At 60.5% G+C, this 17426-nt stretch carries 14 protein-coding genes; 6 read left to right on the top strand and 8 right to left on the bottom strand.

All coding sequences use genetic code 11. The features are described from left to right. Nucleotides 1-35: 35 nt before the first annotated feature. Entirely contained in the window at nucleotides 36-1523 is a 1488-nt protein-coding gene (locus tag AXG89_RS01335) for a sigma-54 dependent transcriptional regulator (protein ID WP_144022163.1), read from the bottom strand. A gap of 115 nt (nucleotides 1524-1638) precedes the next feature. Beyond that, complete coding sequence (locus tag AXG89_RS01330) at nucleotides 1639-2184, bottom strand: hypothetical protein (protein ID WP_062167305.1); 546 nt, start codon at nucleotides 2182-2184, stop codon at nucleotides 1639-1641. Between the two features lie 515 nt (nucleotides 2185-2699). On the opposite strand from AXG89_RS01330, the gene AXG89_RS01325 reads away from it, so the two are divergent. Both AXG89_RS01325 and AXG89_RS01320 read left to right on the top strand, forming a co-directional pair. Next, a complete protein-coding gene (locus AXG89_RS01325; protein ID WP_061999993.1) occupies nucleotides 2700-4076 on the top strand; it encodes a sigma-54 dependent transcriptional regulator in 1377 nt (458 codons plus the stop codon). A 230-nt stretch (nucleotides 4077-4306) separates the two neighbouring features. After that, nucleotides 4307-5140, top strand: coding sequence for a thymidylate synthase (locus tag AXG89_RS01320; protein ID WP_062167303.1), 834 nt, complete (start codon nucleotides 4307-4309; stop codon nucleotides 5138-5140). A 59-nt stretch (nucleotides 5141-5199) separates the two neighbouring features. Here the strand turns inward: AXG89_RS01320 and AXG89_RS01315 are convergent, their stop codons facing one another. Then, on the bottom strand, nucleotides 5200-7182 hold the full coding sequence (locus AXG89_RS01315) for an alkyl/aryl-sulfatase (protein WP_082771306.1): 1983 nt from the start codon (nucleotides 7180-7182) through the stop codon (nucleotides 5200-5202). A gap of 269 nt (nucleotides 7183-7451) precedes the next feature. Continuing rightward, complete coding sequence (locus AXG89_RS01310; RefSeq protein WP_062167301.1) at nucleotides 7452-8219, bottom strand: ArsR/SmtB family transcription factor; 768 nt, start codon at nucleotides 8217-8219, stop codon at nucleotides 7452-7454. Between the two features lie 138 nt (nucleotides 8220-8357). Between AXG89_RS01310 and AXG89_RS41940 the strand changes: the two genes are divergently transcribed. The 3 genes from AXG89_RS41940 (at nucleotide 8358) to AXG89_RS01300 (ending at nucleotide 10821) form a co-directional block, all read left to right on the top strand. After that, on the top strand, nucleotides 8358-8501 hold the full coding sequence (locus tag AXG89_RS41940; RefSeq protein WP_155524226.1) for a hypothetical protein: 144 nt from the start codon (nucleotides 8358-8360) through the stop codon (nucleotides 8499-8501). Between the two features lie 102 nt (nucleotides 8502-8603). Beyond that, nucleotides 8604-9131 (top strand): acyl-CoA thioesterase, encoded by a 528-nt coding sequence (locus AXG89_RS01305; RefSeq protein WP_062167299.1) that lies wholly within the window; start codon nucleotides 8604-8606, stop codon nucleotides 9129-9131. A 136-nt stretch (nucleotides 9132-9267) separates the two neighbouring features. After that, complete coding sequence (locus tag AXG89_RS01300; RefSeq protein WP_062167297.1) at nucleotides 9268-10821, top strand: class I SAM-dependent methyltransferase; 1554 nt, start codon at nucleotides 9268-9270, stop codon at nucleotides 10819-10821. A gap of 54 nt (nucleotides 10822-10875) precedes the next feature. Here AXG89_RS01300 and fumC read toward each other — a convergent pair whose 3' ends face one another. The 4 genes from fumC to AXG89_RS01280 all read right to left on the bottom strand — a co-directional run bounded on the left by fumC (nucleotide 10876) and on the right by AXG89_RS01280 (nucleotide 16988). Next, complete coding sequence (fumC, locus tag AXG89_RS01295) at nucleotides 10876-12270, bottom strand: class II fumarate hydratase (protein WP_062167295.1); 1395 nt, start codon at nucleotides 12268-12270, stop codon at nucleotides 10876-10878. A 38-nt stretch (nucleotides 12271-12308) separates the two neighbouring features. Then, nucleotides 12309-13985: a phospholipase D family protein gene (locus AXG89_RS01290; protein ID WP_082771304.1), complete on the bottom strand. Its 1677-nt coding sequence runs from the start codon at nucleotides 13983-13985 to the stop codon at nucleotides 12309-12311. Nucleotides 13986-14324: 339 nt separating this feature from the next. Further along, on the bottom strand, nucleotides 14325-15749 hold the full coding sequence (locus AXG89_RS01285) for an MATE family efflux transporter (protein WP_061999986.1): 1425 nt from the start codon (nucleotides 15747-15749) through the stop codon (nucleotides 14325-14327). A 183-nt stretch (nucleotides 15750-15932) separates the two neighbouring features. Further along, nucleotides 15933-16988 (bottom strand): NAD(P)-dependent alcohol dehydrogenase, encoded by a 1056-nt coding sequence (locus tag AXG89_RS01280; RefSeq protein WP_061999985.1) that lies wholly within the window; start codon nucleotides 16986-16988, stop codon nucleotides 15933-15935. Between AXG89_RS01280 and AXG89_RS01275 the strand changes: the two genes are divergently transcribed. Next, on the top strand, nucleotides 16987-17211 hold the full coding sequence (locus tag AXG89_RS01275) for a hypothetical protein (RefSeq protein ID WP_062167293.1): 225 nt from the start codon (nucleotides 16987-16989) through the stop codon (nucleotides 17209-17211). The two genes, AXG89_RS01280 and AXG89_RS01275, sit on opposite strands and share 2 nt — an antisense overlap. The last annotated feature ends 215 nt before the right edge of the window (nucleotides 17212-17426 follow it).

Genomic DNA, 17426 nt, shown 5'->3' with positions numbered 1-17426 from the left:
CCGTCAGGCTTTCGAGATAAATCAAGCCCTGGATTCTAACCGACGGCGCTTTCGCTGACCGCCGCCGGCGCGCGCAAACCGTGCGCCACCATCAACCTGTAGAGCGTCACCCGCGATATCCCGAGTTCGGCCGCCGCCTCGTTCAGCCGGTGCCGGTGCCGCAGCAGCGTCAGCTCGATTGCCCGTTTTTCGGCGGCGTCGCGGGCGGCGGCGAGCGTCGTGGATTCCATGCCGGTGCAGTGGCCGAGGCCGAGGTCATCGGCGGTGATCAGCTTGTTTTCGGCCATCACGATCGCGCGCCGCACGCGGTTGATCATCTCGCGCACGTTGCCGGTCCAGGCGTAGCTGTACATGGCCTCTATTGCCGATGGCGCGAAGCCGCGAATCTTGCGTTTGCCGTCGCTCTTGAACTTGTGCAGCACGTGCAGCGCGAGAATCTCGATGTCCTTGCCGCGTGAACGCAGCGGCGGTTCGTCCACGCGCAACACGCATAGCCGGTGAAACAGGTCGGTACGGAAGCGGCCGTCGCGCAGGGCTGCATCGAGGTCGATATGCGTCGCGGAAATCACGCGTACGTCTACGGGAACCGACTCGTGGCCGCCCAGCCGGTCGATCTTTCCTTCCTGCAGGAAGCGCAGCAAATGGACCTGGTTCTCAAGCGGCAGGTCGCCGATCTCATCGAGGAAAAGCGTGCCGCCATCGGCTTGTTCGACACGGCCGATCTTGCGCTGATGCGCGCCGGTGAAGGCGCCGCGCTCGTAGCCAAAGAGTTCCGACTGGATCAGGTGATTGCCGATCGCGCCGCAATTGATCGCGACGAATGGCCCCTTGCGGCGCGGCGAGCGTTCGTGGATGGCAACGGCGGTCAGCTCCTTGCCCGTACCCGATTCGCCGGAGATGAACACGTTGGCGTTCGTGTTGGCGACCTTGCGGATGGTGCGAAAGAGTTCCTGCATGGCTTCGCACGTGCCGACCATTTGTTCATCGCCTGAGGCAGCGGGCGCGTCCATCAGGTCGATGTCGCCAAGACTCACCATGCCGTACGCATGATCGACCAGATATCCGATGGTCGCCGGCGCGAACGGCCCCTTTACGAAGTCGAAGCAGTAGTGCCGGATCATGTGACAGACGATCGGGTCGGCGAGGAGGGTGGCATCGGCCAGCGCGATCCAGCCGATCTGCTGATGCCGCAGCGCGGGCTCGAGCGCGGTGAGTTCGCGCGCGGAAAAGCCGGTCAAATCCACAATCCCGGCGACTGGCGCACCGCTTTTCAGCACGCCGGCGTTCGCCGCGAGCGTACCGGCCGACACTTTCCAGCCGCGGCCTTTCAGGTAGCCGACCAGCGCCTGGTTCGGCGTCTGCGCGAGGTAAAGCAGGTGGCGCACGGCTGGGACGGTAACGCTGGACACATCCGGTAGATCGGGCAAACCGGCCACGATGGCTGGTATCGCCACTCTTGCCGGCCGTGAAGCCCGCAGGCGGTTTCCCGATGCGGCAGGGGAGACGGGAGCAGGATCGTGCACGAACGACCTCCTGAGCGAGCGCAAAACGTTGTCTCGGCCGGAATGGCGAGCATGTACGGCGCCGTTCATCGGGCCTTGGACATGATCACCACGCCGGAAAGGATGCCTGACTCGACTACTGGGGTGTGGGTGCCTCCGTGTCCGCGACGTCGTTGGGCGTTGCGTGCAGGGTTGCATCGACCGGAACACGGGCCGGCACCGGTGGCGCGATCTCGTCCCACAGCGTGACGCTGGTTGGCGTGTGCGGCAGCACAGGCGTCCACCCGTCTGTCACGGTCACCTTTTCCAACGCGCCTTCGTCCTGTGCCATAAATGACGCCGTCCGTACAGAATGAATGAGATCCGGATCAATCTGCGCCATTGCCGGTTCTTGAATAATGCGACTTACTGATGACCCCTCGCCCCAATCAATCTTTCCTATAAATTGTTCTTTAAAAATGGCTGGCGGATTAGTCGGTGCCAAACTTGTTTCAAATCCGGACACCAGAGGTACGAACCCTGATTCAAACGCGCGAATAATCAGACGGTTCTTATTAAAATCATCTTGCGCGCAAACGTTGCCGCCTGAACTCCCCAGTACAAACCACGCGGTCGCAACCGCGGCAAAGCGTTGCGGAATGGCGTTTTTCCCGCACCTGACGGCGCTGCTGGTAATTTCCATGGCGGTCTCCAAGGTTTGTCCTTAATAGCGAGACATGTGCCATCGGCCGCATTCGCCCGTCTAATGGGACTGCATCGAAAATGCGTTCGACAAAGGATTCCAAAAACTGAAGAAAATGTTTCACCACTGAAACGATGTGCAGTCAGCCGCCATATTTGTCAGGCTGCGCGGAAATGAAATTGTCTTATTTAAAGTATTTACAAACCGCTTATTAAAACAAAACGCTTCATTGATTCGTATGCTGGCAATGCTTCAGGATCGCGAACGGGGACATTGTTGCGGATATTTGTTTTCGAAGTATTCGCTTTATAGTAGTCTCTCAAAAACAGCGGCAGAAACAAAACAGGTTCGTTTATGAACCGCGCGACAGCACTCGTCGCTTCCGGGGTATCACCGTTTGCAGTTTTCCGAATGACCGTTCGCTTATGCTTTGCGAGTCTTCGACGTCTGCAACGAGATCGTGGGCATTTACCGGCGCGACCTTTTCAACGACCGTTGACGAAAGGATCAAAACAATGGAAGTCGCTCGGCGGCAATTAATCTATGTGACTCGTGACCCGAGCGCGCCTTTGTGCGCCCGGTTCGAGGAGAGGGGCTGGCACATCGAGGTGGTTTCCAACGCCAAGGATGCTCGCCGGTGGCTTCGCAACGACCTGGCAACCGGCGGCTTGCTGGATTTGTCGAGCAATTTCGAAGCACATGAACTCGCGGCGCTTGAAGCGTCGCTGACGCTCACCAACGTCGGCTGGGTCGCGGCTACCGTTGCGGGCCAGCTCGAAGACGCGGCTGTGCGACGGCTGATCCGCGACTACTGCTTTGACTACGTGACGTTGCCGACATCGAATGATCGCGTGGTGGACGCGGTCGGCCATGCGTATGGCATGGTGGCGTTGCACGAAAACGCATCGAACGATGCCCGCGACGGCCGCGCCGAAGGCGAAATGGTCGGCTCGTGCGACGCCATGCTCAGCCTGTTCCGCTCCATCCGCAAGGTCGCGATGACCGATGCGCCGGTTTTCATCTCGGGCGAATCCGGCACGGGCAAGGAACTGACGGCGGTCGCCATCCACGAACGTTCCGCGCGGCGTGAACAGCCGTTCGTCGCAATCAATTGCGGCGCCATCCCCGCGCATCTGTTGCAATCGGAACTCTTCGGGTACGAGCGCGGCGCGTTTACCGGCGCAAATCAACGCAAGATCGGCCGGGTGGAAGCGGCCAATGGCGGCACGCTTTTCCTCGATGAAATCGGCGACCTGCCGCTCGAAAGCCAGGCGAGCCTGCTGCGCTTCCTTCAGGAGCGCAAGGTCGAGCGGCTTGGCGGACACGGCTCTACGCCAGTCGACGTGCGCATCATCTCGGCCACGCACGTGGACATGCAAACGGCGATGATCGAAGGGCGCTTTCGCGCCGATTTGTATCACCGTTTATGCGTGCTTCAAATCGATGAACCGCCGCTGCGAGCGCGCGGCAAGGACATCGAATTGCTGGCGAAGCACATGCTCGATCGCTTCAAGAAAGACGCAAGCCGGCGTTTGCGCGGTTTTGCGCCTGATGCCATCGCTGCAATCCATAACTATGGCTGGCCCGGCAATGTGCGCGAGCTGATCAATCGCGTGCGTCGCGCAATCGTGATGTCCGAAGGGCGGCAGATCAGCGCGCGCGATCTCGAACTCGGCGAGTACGTGGAAGTTGCGCCGGTGTCCCTCGCGCAGGCACGTGAGGCCGCGGAGCGGCAAGCCATCGAACTCGCATTGTTGCGCCATCGCGGACGTCTCGGCGATGCCGCCCAGGAACTGGGCATATCGCGCGTCACGTTGTACAGGTTGTTGAGCGCCCATGGCATGCGCCATATCGAAGTCGACGCACCCACGGAGCACGTCACGCGCGGCTGATTTCCGGCCGCGCATGACAGTCCGTGGGCTGCTCGTGCTTGTCCAACGTCCAAACCCGGGGTTCATCCGAACTACTGCGGCTTCTACCGTTTTGTCCCCTTCAAGACCTCTTCGCGCCAGACCGTTCGGGCCTTGGTAAAATCGTGGTTTGGTTTTATCGGCGGCTGGATTCCTGCTGTTTTCCGCAGGCATCCGGCCACGGGCCACCACTTTTACGCACAACCCTTCCCATGATCCAGTATCAAGAACTGCTCAAAGACATTCTCGAGCGCGGCGCTCGGAAGATGGACAGGACCGGCACGGGGACGATCAGCACGTTCGGCCGCCAATTGCGGTTCGATCTGGCGGCGGGTTTTCCGATCGTGACGACCAAGCGCATTCACATGAAAAGCGTGGTCTACGAGCTGCTGTGGTTCCTGAACGGCGATACCAACATCAAGTATCTGAACGACCATGGCGTGACGATCTGGGACGAATGGGCCGATGAAAACGGCGATCTCGGTCCGGTCTACGGTCATCAATGGCGCTTCTGGCCGAAAAGTGACGGCACGATGGTCGATCAGGTAAGCGGCCTCGTCCACCAGATCAAGACACGGCCGAATTCGCGCCGGCTGATGCTGACCGCGTTGAACGTGGCGGATTTCCCGGACGAATCCATGTCGCCCGTTGATAATGCCCGCGCTGGCCGCATGGCGCTTGCGCCTTGCCATTGCCTCGCGCAGTTCTACGTGAACGACGGCAAGTTGAGCTGCCTCCTGTATTGCCGCAGCCAGGATGTGTTTCTGGGTACGCCGTTCAACATCGCGAGTTACGCGTTGCTCACGCATATGCTCGCGCAGCAGTGCGATCTGGATGTGGGTGAACTGGTCTGGACGGGCGGCGATTGCCATATCTACCTGAACCATCTGGAACAAGTGGACCTGCAATTGAGCCGCGAACCGTATCCGCTGCCCAAGCTCAAGCTGGCGAGAAAGCCCGAGTCGATCTTCGATTACCGGTACGAGGACTTTGTCATCGAAGGGTATGAATATCACCCGGGCATCAAGGCGCCAATTGCGGTTTAACGCAGACGTGCGTGCGTCACGGCTTCCATCATGCGAAGCCGTGACACGCCTTCAAGACGTCAAGGCGTAACGATGTTGAACATCGGGTCGAAGCGATCGAGCATGCCGAACAGTTCCGTCACCTTCTGACCGTTACCGCTGACCTTGCTCGCGTCAGCTTGCTGTTGCTGACCGCCCATCAGGAGACCGGCGAAGTCATCCTTGCTCATGGTCAGCGTGGCGTCCGGGTTCGCAAGCGTCACGCCCTCGGTGTAGATCAACACTGAGTTGCGCAGTTCGATACCGTACTTCCTGCCGTCGCCGAGAACCCAGTTGATCACTGTGTGCTTGCCGTCCGCCTTCGGACCGTTCAGCCGGATTCCCATGTAGTCGAGCAGCAGATCGGGACTCATCGCCGCGATCGCGTCAGGTGTTGCCGTGTTGACGCCCTTCAGCTTTGGCACGCCGTTACGCAATTCGAATGCACCCATCAGGTATTCGTTGCGCCAGGTCGGGTTCTCGGTCTGATAACCGAGTTGCTCGAGCGCATCTGCTTCGAGATTGCGAGCAGCCTTGTTCGACGGGTCGGCGAACACGACCTTGTTCATCACGGTCGCGACCCAACGGTAATCGCCCTTGTCGAATGATTGCTTTGCCTTGGTCATCACAGCGTCGGCGCCGCCCATAAAGTCGACGAAACGTTTTGATTCCTCTTCCGGCGGATACGGGTGCAGGTTCGCCGGGTTCGAGTCATACCAGCCAAGATAACGCTGATAAATCGCCTTTGCGTCGTGATTGACCGAACCGTAGTAACCGCGGTTGTACCACTTCTTTCCGATGCTGTCAGGCAACTGGATCTGCTCTGCGATTTCAGTCATCGTGTAGCCGGAGTTCGCGAGACGCAACGATTGATCGTGCAGATACTTGAACATGTCGCGCTGATCGGCCATGTAGTTCACGATCTTTTGCTGACCCCAGGTCGGCCAGTGATGCTGCGCAATCACGACGTCCGTGCGGTTGCCGTAGCGGAGAATCGCCTCGTTGAGCGTCTTCCACCAGTTGGCTGCGTCGCGTACCTGCGCACCGCGCAGCGTGTACAGGTTGTGCAGCGTGTGGGTGGTGTCCTCGGCGGTATCGAGCACCTTGAATTGAGGCATGTAGATCAGCATCTCGGACGGCGCTTCCGTGCCGGGCGCCATCTGGAATTCAAATTGAACGCCGTCGATGGTGCGGGTGTCGCCGGTCTTCTCAACCGTATCGCTGGGTGGAATCAGCCCGAGGTTGCCCGCCGACGTGGTTTTCCCAAGTCCGGCATCGACCTGTCCGCGCATGCTGGGCGGAAGCAGCGCGCCATATTGGTACAGGGAACGGCGGCCCATGGCGTTGCCGGCAAAAATGTTCTCGGCGACCGCTTCCTGCAGGAAGCCTGCCGGTGCAACGACCTTGACCTTGCCGCTCTTGACATCCGCTTCGTCGATCACCCCGCGCACGCCGCCGTAGTGATCCGCATGGCTATGCGTGTAGATGACCGCCACTACCGGTTTCTTCGGACGGTGCTGGAAGTATAGGTCCAGCGCGGCGCGGGCGGCTTCGCGCGTGACCATCACGTCGATGAGGATGACACCCGTGTCACCTTCCACGATGGTCATGTTGGCGAGATCCAGTCCACGCACCTGATACACGCGATCCGTCACCTTGAAGAGGCCGTTGAACATGTTCAACTGCGCGATACGCCAGAGGCTCGGATTGACGGTGTCCGGCGCTTCGCCCTTAAGGAAGTTGTACTTGTTCAGGTCCCAGCTTGTACGGCCGTCGTCTGCCTTGAACGTGCCGGTCGGGATGGTGCCCATGAAGCCGCGTTGCGCGTCCTCGAAGTCGGTCTTGTCGGCGAAGGGGAGTTCCTTGTAGACAGCGAGGTTGTCTTGCCGGGTGATGGCCGTGGCGTCCTTGGCAGGCACGGGGGCGGCTTGCTGCGCAAGTGCGAACGGCGCGGCAAGCATGCTGAGGGCAGCGAGCGCGGTGAGCGTGAGCCTGTGCGGCGTTGTGATTATTGTTGTCTTCATTGAGAGGTCTGGTTGGTTGTTCACGCTTCGGTCCGGTACAAGGCATGTTCCCGACTTGTCAGGATCGGGATCCGGCAACCAGTGGAATCAACTCGGTATCCTAATAAAGCTGTCGGGAATACCGCGTCGTTCACCGGCAGGTAAATCGTCCGGCACCTTTGAAGGACAGCGAACTAAAAACTTTACAGGTGAACCGATTGATAAATTGTCATATTTGGTCGGCTCGCACCCGATGAAACAACTGCCCCCGCTCGAACGCTCAGCTATCTTTATTCACCCCCAAGGACCCCTGCGAAATGCTGTTCGCCCGATGGCGTCACGCGCAGAATGCGTCGCCGGGACGTGGTTTCAACCCAGCCATGTTCCGTGCAGGCATCGAGAAAAGCCGCGCCCAGCGCGCCGCCCAGATGCGGCCGGCGTTCGCTCCAGTCTATGCACGTGCAGGCGAATCGCCGCCGCCGTGCTTTCTGCTCCCTCAGATCGATGCCCATTTGAGAGAACGCGTCGATACCCCGCGCGGTTGCATCGAGCGAAGTGGGCCCGGGGCGCGCGGAGCCGGCCGTGGTTCCCGGCACGACTTCCAGCCATTCCGATGTCAACATGCGCTCGAAGAGCCGCACCGCCAGTTCGCCTGCGAGATGGTCGTAGCAGGTCCGCGCGTAGCGCATGTCGAGCGGTACCGCCGACGCCCGGCGCGGCGCCTGCCGGTGCGCTTCCACCGGTTCACGCAGCGGCGCGCTGGCCTGCGCGAGATTGGCGAGCGCTTCGATTGCCATGGCGATGTCCGGCGTGGCGATGCGGTAATAGCGGTGCCGCCCGCTGACCTCGAGCGCGAGCAAGCCGCTTTCGATGAGCCGCGCGAAGTGCCCGCTCGCCGCCGAGGGCGAGATGCCTGCGATCATGGTCAATTCGCCGGCAGGGCGGGCGGTGCCGTCCATCAGCGCCCAGAGCATGGCGGCGCGTCCGGGGTCGGCAAGCAGCGCGCCGATTCGCGACAAACCCGGGAACGGGCGTGCATCGTCGTGATTGAGAGTCATGGGAACCTCCTTCGATTGCCTCGACTTTAGCGGCTTTGTGCACGCGATGTTTCACTGCGGCGTGAAGTATCGATGCGCCCCGGGGCACCGGGCTAGAATAATGTTTCATCTTGAAGTGCGGTCTTGCAGGAGCTTGTCATGCTGAAACTGTTGGTTGTGGCGTTGCTTGCGGCGGTATGCGCCGGGTGCGCGGGAGCGTCGGGCGGATCGTCGTCGGCGAGCGGGTCGAGCGGCATCACCATGTACGGCGTGGTGGACGAGGGTATCTCGGTGCGCAAATAGGATCGTTGGATGGTTTGTCGTAAGCCCGTCCGCATTTTGCGACTCGTATAATTCGGCAACTCCACTTGACCGGCAGCCCCGCTGGGCGTGCCTTACAACGACATGAACACTGCAGCGCCGCTTTCGGATTCCACGGATGCCCCCATCAACGATCGGTCGGAAACCACGTTTCGTTTCCTCGCCGAGCCAACGTCCGTCAACTTCGGCGGGAAGGTCCACGGCGGCGCGTTGATGAAGTGGATGGACGAGACGGCGTATGCATGCGCCGCCGTTTGGTCGGGGCGTTATTGCGTGACAGTGAGCGTGGGCAACATCCGCTTTCGCCGGCCGATCCTCGTCGGCAATCTCGTGGAACTCCGCGCACGGGTTGTCGCAACCGGGCGGACGAGCATGCATCTGCATATCTCGGTGCATGCCGGCGATCCGAAGAGCGGCGTCCTGCAACAGACGACGGATTGCCTGATGGTGTTCGTCGCCGTCGACGAACAGGGCAAGCCCGTGCCGGTCCCGTCCTTCGTGCCGGTGACTGACGAGCAAAAACGGCTCGCAAGATACGCGATGGACGTGAAGGACGCACTCGATGCCATCGTGGAGCTGAAGCCGGAAGAGGTCGCGGCCGGCAAGGTCTAGAAATTCGCCGGGCAAAACAAGTAAATAAGACGTTTCTCATTCATGAGTGTGTGCGTTGTCGGCATAGTTCGGCAGCCCGTGCGTTGGCCGCCGAACGGGCTAAAGCACAACTCCAAACATGAATGAGGAAACACCAATGACCTGGACAGCCGGCTATAACAGCTCGGTCGCCTACACGACTGGTTACTATCAGGAACAAAGTCCCAGCTTCCTGAACGCATGCCTCGTGATGCAGCGCGTACAGCCGCCATCGCTCGAAAAATTCACTTATTGCGAACTTGGATTCGGTCAGGGACTGACGTCGCTCATCCTCGCTGCGACGCATCCGAACGGCGAGTTCCATGCCTGCGATTTCAACCCGCTGCACGTGCTGAGCGCTTCATCCATACGCGACGAAGCGCGCCTGCCGAACCTCACGCTGCTTGAAAACGGCTTTCACGAGCTCGCGCAAGGCAAGGTCGCTCTGCCCTTGTTCGACTACATTACGCTGCACGGCATCATCTCGTGGGTATCGGATGACACGCGGGCGCACATCATGCAGTTCCTCACGCGATATCTGAAGCCGGGCGGTGTTGTGCAGGTGAGCTACAACGCAATGGTTGGTTGCGCGCAGATCATGCCGCTGCAACGGCTGCTGATGCTCGGTGCCGGAAAGGGCAGCGACGCTTGGACGAAGGGCAATGAACTGGTAACGAAGGTGAAGGGCCTGGAAGCGCTGCACTTCGTGCGCAACCCTGACTCGGCGAGCCGCGTGGACGGCTTTCAAAACCTCGATAAAAACTATCTTGTCCACGAGTACCTGCACGCTAAATGGACGCCGTTTCACATCACGGACATTGCACGCGAAATGGCGGAGGCCAAGCTGAGCTTTGCGGGCAGCGCGCGATTTGCACACATGGCGCCCGTTTCGTGGCTGGGTGAAAACCAGCGGAAAATGCTCGAAACGGTCACCGATCCTATCGAAGCAGAAGAGGTGCGCGATTATTTTGCCAACCGGGGATTTCGCTCGGATATCTTCGTGAGGGGCAAAGTGTCGCTCAGTGATATCCGCCTGCGCGAGCAGGCCCGGCACATTCATTTGTGGGGCAACCCGGCGATGGTCTACAAGTCGGAGGTGAGCCTGGAACACTCCACGATCACGCGCGCTGACACTTTTCACAAGTCATTGTTCGATCTTCTGCGCCGGTCTGAAACCACGCTCGCGGAAGTCTTCGATGCCCCCGAGCTTGCAGGACTTCCGCTCGATGCAATCCTGAAGTTGCTGCGTTTATCCATTGCCATTGGCGAGACGGTCGTCCGTTATGGCCCGGAACAACCGCGTGCCGCAGCGGACCGGCTCAACACCGCCTTGTTTTCGCGGGCCGAGCGCGGAGAGCCCTGGGATGCACTGGCCGCACCGCGCCAGGGCGGCGGCGCGGGCATCGGCACGCTGGACCAGTTGATGCTCGCGGCACTTCATGAAAAGGCTGATCCAGTGAAGGCGCTCACCAAAGACATTGATGAACTGGTCGCGCGCACGAAGCGCTCGGTGGCTGCGACGGGTCTGAAACTGCGGGTTGGGGACAAGGACGTGGCGGACGACGACATCGACAGACGTCTTGGCCATATCTTCGAAGACTCCGGCAAGAAGCTGCTCGCTTATGCGGTCGAACAAGGGTTTTTCCCCGCCGCACGAAAAACGTCACGATAGATTCATTGCATGACGGCAGCGGTTGCGCGTAGTCAACCGCTGCCGTCTCCAGCTTTACCTGTTCCCGACCATCTCTTCCGGCTTCACCCACTCGTCGAACTGCGCTTCCGTCACGTAGCCTAACGCGAGGGCGGATGCTTTCAGCGTCGTGCCTTCCTTATGTGCCTGCTTCGCAATCTTCGCGGCCTTGTCGTAGCCGATATGCGGATTCAACGCCGTGACCAGCATCAACGATTCGTTCAGCAAACTCTCGATACGCGGCTTGTTCGGCTCGATGCCAACCGCGCAGTTATCGTTGAAACTCAATGCGCCGTCGGCGAGAAGACGAACCGATTGCAGCACGTTATGGGCGATCATCGGGCGGAACACGTTCAGCTCGAAATTGCCGCTCGCGCCGCCGAAGTTCACCGCAACGTCATTGCCGAATACCTGGCAGCACAACATGGTCACGGCTTCGGATTGAGTGGGATTGACCTTGCCCGGCATGATCGAGCTGCCCGGTTCGTTCTCGGGAATCGACAACTCGCCCAGGCCGCAGCGCGGTCCGCTGGCAAGCCACCGGATGTCGTTGGCGATCTTCATCAGACCCGCCGCGATGGTCTTGAGCGCGCCGTGCGCGAACACGAGCGCGTCGGCGGCGGCCATCACTTCGAACTTGTTCGGCGCGGTTTCGAAGGGCAGGCCGGTGAGCTTGCCGATCACGTTCGCGACCTTTACCGCGAACTCGGGATGCGCGTTCAAACCTGTGCCGACCGCGGTGCCCCCGAGCGCCAGTTGATACAGATGCGGCAAAGTGGATTCGACGTGGCGAATGCCCTGGTCCAGTTGCGCGACGTAGCCGGAAAATTCCTGCCCGAGCGTGAGCGGCGTTGCGTCCTGCAAATGCGTGCGGCCAATCTTCACGATGGAATCGAAGTCCTTCGATTTTTTATCGAGCGTGGCGCGCAAGGTTTTCAGCGACGGCACCAGATGCTTGACGATCGCGACAGCCGCGGCAATGTGCATGGCGGTCGGAAATACATCGTTCGATGATTGTCCGCGATTCACGTCGTCGTTCGGATGAACCTTGCGCGCCTCCCCGCGCTCACCGCCCATCAGTTCGCTCGCGCGGTTCGCGATCACCTCGTTCAAGTTCATGTTCGTCTGCGTGCCCGAGCCCGTTTGCCACACGGCGAGCGGGAATTCATCGGGATGCTTGCCAGCGAGGATTTCGTCTGCGGCGGCAATGATGGCCTTGGCTTTATCGTCGGCGAGCACTTTCAGTTCGGCGTTCACTTCCGCCGATGCGCGCTTGACGATCGCGAGGGCATCGATCAGTTCGGGCGACTGCTTCTCGCTCGATATCTTGAAGTTCTGCAACGAGCGCTGCGTCTGTGCGCCCCAGAGTTTCGCGTTCGGCACGGCGATTTCGCCGAAGGTGTCTTTCTCGAGTCTTACGTTGTCCGTCATGACTACTTGCTCCTTCAGGTTCGGTTGGAACCAGACGCTTAAAGTTGAGAGTCGACAGGCAGCAACATGAACAATCCCGTCAGCAGATTCCGGTAAAAACCGGCTTGCGGATCGAAGTCATAGGTGCGCACCTGGCCGTTTTCTTCGGTGATCCAGACCAGCCGCGACGTCGACGAGCCGATGTTCTGGAGGCCACCCAGTACTGTGGGGGAGGCAAGCTCCACACGATACGACGTTGCCGGCGCAATGCCGCGATCGAACAACTCGGCGGCTTCGCCGGCTATCTTCTTGTTGTACACGACCAGCGCGAGTTCGGTGTTGAGAGACGCCGAGCGCGGATCGAGATTCATCGAACCAATTACAAGGATACTGCGATCGATCACATAAGCCTTGGCGTGCAGACTCGAGCGCGATTGTGACCCGAACAGGCCTGCGCGCGGCTGTCCGGCGCCTTCGGCAATCACGGGCTTCAGTTCGTACAAATCGACTCCGGCTTTCAGCATGGGCACGCGATACGGCGCGTAACCCGCCTGGACCGCGACGGCGTCGGTCGCGGCGAGCGAATTCGTCAGTATTTCGACTTTCACGCCCTTTGCGGTGATCGCGGCGAGCGCCTTGACGCCTTCGTCGTGCGGCACGAAATACGGCGAGACGATCTGGACGCTGCTCTTCGCCTGATTCGACAATTCGATCAGGCGTTCCAGCGGCGGGCTTTTGTAGTCCGGATCCGGATGCTCGATCTTGACAGGCGAGTCGGCCTTGAATTCGGTGCGCGCCCATGTGAGTCCCAGGCTGTCCTGCGCGATCTGCTGGGCAAGCGGCGTGGCATTGAGCGGCTTTGCGTTCAGCGGGTCGGCTTGTTCTTTCCAGTGCTGGCGCAGGTCGGCGCGGGTCTTGTCGAGATCGGCGGGATCGAACTTCTGCTTGTTCAGCGCGCGCAGCGGATACGCAATCGAGCTGTTCCAGTATTCATCGAAACTCGCCGATATCTCCTGCGTCGCCGGCCCCGCGACAAACGCATCGAGATCGCGGAACTGGATCGTCGGACTTGCGCTGAAATATTCGTCGCCGAGATTGCGGCCGCCGATGATCGCAATCTGGTTGTCCGCGATCATCGCCTTGTTGTGCATCCGGCGCGTGAACTGATCGACGTTCGTGAACAGGTTGCGCGTGCGTTCACCGAAACCGCGCGCCGCGCTGCCAAAGGGATTGAAGACGCGGATGTCGATGTTGTCGTGCGAATTCAATGTGGCCATGATCTTGTCGATGTCCTTGAAATTCAGGTCATCGACCAGCATGCGGACCTTTACGCCATGGTCCGCTGCATAAAGCGCTGCGCCGAGCAATAACTTGCCTGTGTTGTCCTCTTCGGCGATGTAGTACTGCATGTCGAGCGTTTTCGTCGCTGCGCGGGCAAGTGCGATGCGCGCCTGCAGCGCTTCGGTGCCGGTTGGCAGGAGCCGCACGCCGGATTCGTCCGGGTGCGCCGCTTCTTTCGCCGCGATGGCCGCGCGCAGCGGCGTATCGGCAGTGACGGAGAGCGCGTGCGTGACCGGATGGTCGAATGCGCTTGCCGGTGGCCGCGTGGCGCATGCGGTGAGCGTCAACGCGGTGAGCGCGGCGACGGTGAGTTTCAGAAACTGCGAAAAATCGCTGGATCCCGCGTGAAATGCCTGGCGTTTCAATGACTGCCTGCTGCGTTGCGACACGTCCATTTCTTTTCTTTCCCGAGCGTTTTTATGATCTGACGGCGCTTTAGACGCACCTTCGTTGTCGTTCTCAGCGCTGGATCTCGTGCAAACGGGCGAGGATCACGCGGACACATTTTATGGGAAATCGGGTATGGACACGCTGAACGGATCGATTTGAGAAAAAGCGGGGAGGGAATGCGGCGGATCGCGGACGAAAAAAAACCCGCTTCAACGAAGCGGGCCTAATACCCCTGTTACTGGATGAGTCTCAAGGAGACGGCTTGATCGTATCCGGGGAGCGGCCGGATTCCAACCAACAATGCCTGCTTAACTTATTCGGCCGTCTGCTCCTGCTTGCCGCTTTCAGGCGCTATTGCGCGACGCTTGCGCGTTTTTAACGGCGGCCAGCGTCTCACCGGCAACAAGCCGGCGGCTCATCCGGTCGAAACGGAAAGTCATCAGCGCCGCGACGCTTGCCAGCCCCGCCGCGAGTCCCCACCACAGGCCTTTCGTGCCGCCGCCGAAGTGAAACGCGAGCAAATAGCCCGTCGGAAAACCAATGCCCCAGTAGCCAAATGCGGCGGCGAGCATGGGCACGCGCGTGTCTTTGAGCCCGCGCAATACGCCGGAGGCGACGGTCTGCATGCCATCGACGATCTGGAAAACTGCCGCCACGCCAAGCAGCGACGCCGCCAGCGCGACGGTCTGGGCGTTTTTCGGGTCATCGAGATGCAGATACAGCCCGACAATGGCATGCGGCGCCAGCACCAGCACGCAGCCCGACAGCGCCATGAACGCCACGCCGAGCGCGAGCGCGACGAACCCTGCATGGCGCGCGGCCACAGGCACGCCGGCGCCGATCCAGTAGCCCACGCGCACATTCGCCGCCTGGCCGATGGCAAGCGGCACCATGAACGCCACCGACGCCACGTTCAACGCGATCTGATGCGCGGCGAGCTGCGCTTCGCCGAGCGTGCCCACGGTCATGCCGGTGGCAAGAAACAGCGTCGATTCGACGCCATACGTGATCGCGACCGGCCAGCCGATACCAAACAGTTCGCCCATCAACGGCAGGCGCGGACGGGACGCGGCAACGAAATGCCTGAATCGCGGGCGCAAGTGCAGGAACGCGACAAGCGTAAGCGCGGTGCCCCAGACCGTAATGGTGGTCGCGACGGCAGAACCCAGGAAACCGAGCTCGGGCAGGCCGTACGCGCCGTGGATGAGCCCGTAGTTGAGGAACCCGTTCACGAACACGCCACCAATCGATACCCACAAAAGCCGCCGCGCCGCGCCGATAGCCGGCAGGAACGCGCGCATCATGCCGATCCCGATCAGGCTTCCCGGCGCGCCCCAGCGCAGCACCGCGCAATATTCGCCGACGTTTTTCGCGAGCAACGCGGGCTCGTGGAACGCGAGCAGGATCGGCTCGGCGAAGCTCAGCAGCGCGAACGCCGGAATGGCGAGCAGCAGCGACAACACGAATCCGGTCCAGTAGATATTCGGCACGAGGTGATCGTTGTTCGCACCGCGCGCATGCGACACCGACACGCTCACCGACGTCAGCACGCCCTGCAGCAGCACCACCACGACAAAAAACAGGTTGGCGCCCAGGCCGCCGGCGGCAAGGGAATCGGGCCCGAGCGAGCCGAGCAGGATGGTGTCGGTCACGCCCATCGCCATTTGCGAGAGCTGCGAGATGGCGAGCGGCGCCGCGAGCCTGGCGGTATCGACGGCATGACGGGAAAAGCTGGGCGGCGCGGTCGCGCGATTTATCGGGGTTGGCATGACGGGTAATCGGAAAACATGCGCCGGAGCAAAAGCCGGCGTTGAAACGGGAACGGGCGATGCAAAGGCCGTTGCCGGCCCTGCATCGCCCGTTCGTTCCGGCCGTGTTCCGGAGTTCAGGTGCGAACTGCGGACAATTGCACTGAACCCGAAACCGGCAAAAGAGAACGAAAGCCTTGTAGCTTATTGCTTGATCGAGCTCATGTCGATCACGAAGCGGTATTTCACGTCGCTCTTGAGCATCCGGTTGTACGCGGTATCGATTTCGTCCATACGGATCATCTCGATATCCGACGTAATTCCGTGCTCGCCGCAGAAATCGAGCATCTCCTGCGTTTCAGCGATACCGCCAATCAGCGAGCCTGCCAGCGTGCGGCGCTTGAAAATCAGGTTGCCGATGGACGGCGACGGATGCGGATGTTCCGGCACGCCGACGAGCGTCATGGCGCCGTCACGCTTGAGCAGCGTCACGAACGCGTCGAGATCGTGAGACGCCGCGACCGTGTTCAGGATGTAATCGAAGCTGTTGAGGTGCTTCGCCATCTGATCCGGGTCCTTCGAGATCACGACCTCGTGCGCGCCGAGCCGCTTGCCGTCTTCCACCTTGCTTTGCGACGTCGTGAACAGCACCACGTGCGCGCCGAGCGCAGCGGCGATCTTCACGCCCATGTGCCCAAGCCCGCCCAGTCCGACAATGCCGACCTTCTGGCCCGGCTGGATATTCCAGTGGCGCAGCGGTGAGTAGGTCGTGATGCCGGCACACAGCAGCGGCGCGACGGCGGCAAGCTCGAGGTTTTCCGGAATATGCAGGCTGAAGGCTTCGTCGACGACGATCTGCGTGGAATAACCGCCGTAGGTCACGCCGCCGGTGTGTTTGTCGGGTCCGTTATACGTGCCGACGAATCCGCTTCCTTCGCAATATTGCTCGAGGCCTTCCTGACAACTCGGGCAAGTGCGGCATGAATCGACCATACAGCCGACGCCCGCAAGTTGCCCGACCTTGAACTTCGATACTTCCGATCCGACTTCCACCACGCGGCCGACAATCTCATGGCCCGGGACGTTCGGATACACCGTACCGCCCCATTCGCCGCGAGCGGTGTGCAGATCCGAGTGGCACACGCCGCAGAACAGGATGTCGATGCGCACATCGTGCGGCGTGAGGTCACGGCGTTCGAACTCGAAAGGGCTGAGCGGTTCGGTTGCGGAACGTGCGGCGTAAGCGTTGGTCTTGTACATGGAATTGCTCCAGATAGAGGGCAAAAAAGCGTCGGGCGAAATGCTCGAGCCCTGGACACAAATATTCAATGATCCGGTCATCGGCCTGTTGGAAGGGCGCGCGCCTGGAAGCATTTGCAAGGCCGGCAAAGAGAATTGCCGGATGAAGCGGGCAAGGGTTATGCCGGTCCTTTTGATCGGACGTCCATGCGCGGACGTCCACGCGTTGCGAAAGAAGGAATGATTAACGGGATGGAGTCGCCTGGCCGGAGCGTGTCCGGGTGTTACGGGGGTGATGCGCGGGTCTTGCTCAATCGGCAGCGTCGTTCAAGATTGCTGCCGAACGTTACTGCCTGAAATGATTTTAAATCGACTCAAAAAAACGTGCTTGAGTGACAGGCAGTTAGCGACCGGTCCCGAACGCCAATTATCGCGCTATCGGTCCTGCCTTCGTAGCCG

The sequence above is a fragment of the Burkholderia sp. PAMC 26561 genome (assembly GCF_001557535.2).
Classification (GTDB): Bacteria; Pseudomonadota; Gammaproteobacteria; order Burkholderiales; family Burkholderiaceae; genus Caballeronia.
Note: the sequence above shows the minus strand (reverse complement) of the source record. Positions and strands in the feature narration are given on the sequence as shown.

Bases quoted from the DNA above. Each gene is read 5' to 3' on its own strand.
- AXG89_RS01330 (WP_062167305.1), bottom strand. From the start codon at position 2,184: ATGGAAATTACCAGCAGCGCCGTCAGGTGCGGGAAAAACGCCATTCCG.
- AXG89_RS01325 (WP_061999993.1), top strand. From the start codon at position 2,700: ATGGAAGTCGCTCGGCGGCAATTAATCTATGTGACTCGTGACCCGAGC.
- AXG89_RS01320 (WP_062167303.1), top strand. From the start codon at position 4,307: ATGATCCAGTATCAAGAACTGCTCAAAGACATTCTCGAGCGCGGCGCT.
- AXG89_RS01315 (WP_082771306.1), bottom strand. From the start codon at position 7,182: ATGAAGACAACAATAATCACAACGCCGCACAGGCTCACGCTCACCGCG.
- AXG89_RS01310 (WP_062167301.1), bottom strand. From the start codon at position 8,219: ATGACTCTCAATCACGACGATGCACGCCCGTTCCCGGGTTTGTCGCGA.
- AXG89_RS41940 (WP_155524226.1), top strand. From the start codon at position 8,358: ATGCTGAAACTGTTGGTTGTGGCGTTGCTTGCGGCGGTATGCGCCGGG.
- AXG89_RS01305 (WP_062167299.1), top strand. From the start codon at position 8,604: ATGAACACTGCAGCGCCGCTTTCGGATTCCACGGATGCCCCCATCAAC.
- AXG89_RS01300 (WP_062167297.1), top strand. From the start codon at position 9,268: ATGACCTGGACAGCCGGCTATAACAGCTCGGTCGCCTACACGACTGGT.
- fumC (WP_062167295.1), bottom strand. From the start codon at position 12,270: ATGACGGACAACGTAAGACTCGAGAAAGACACCTTCGGCGAAATCGCC.
- AXG89_RS01290 (WP_082771304.1), bottom strand. From the start codon at position 13,985: ATGGACGTGTCGCAACGCAGCAGGCAGTCATTGAAACGCCAGGCATTT.
- AXG89_RS01285 (WP_061999986.1), bottom strand. From the start codon at position 15,749: ATGCCAACCCCGATAAATCGCGCGACCGCGCCGCCCAGCTTTTCCCGT.
- AXG89_RS01275 (WP_062167293.1), top strand. From the start codon at position 16,987: ATGGAATTGCTCCAGATAGAGGGCAAAAAAGCGTCGGGCGAAATGCTC.
- AXG89_RS01280 (WP_061999985.1), bottom strand. From the start codon at position 16,988: ATGTACAAGACCAACGCTTACGCCGCACGTTCCGCAACCGAACCGCTC.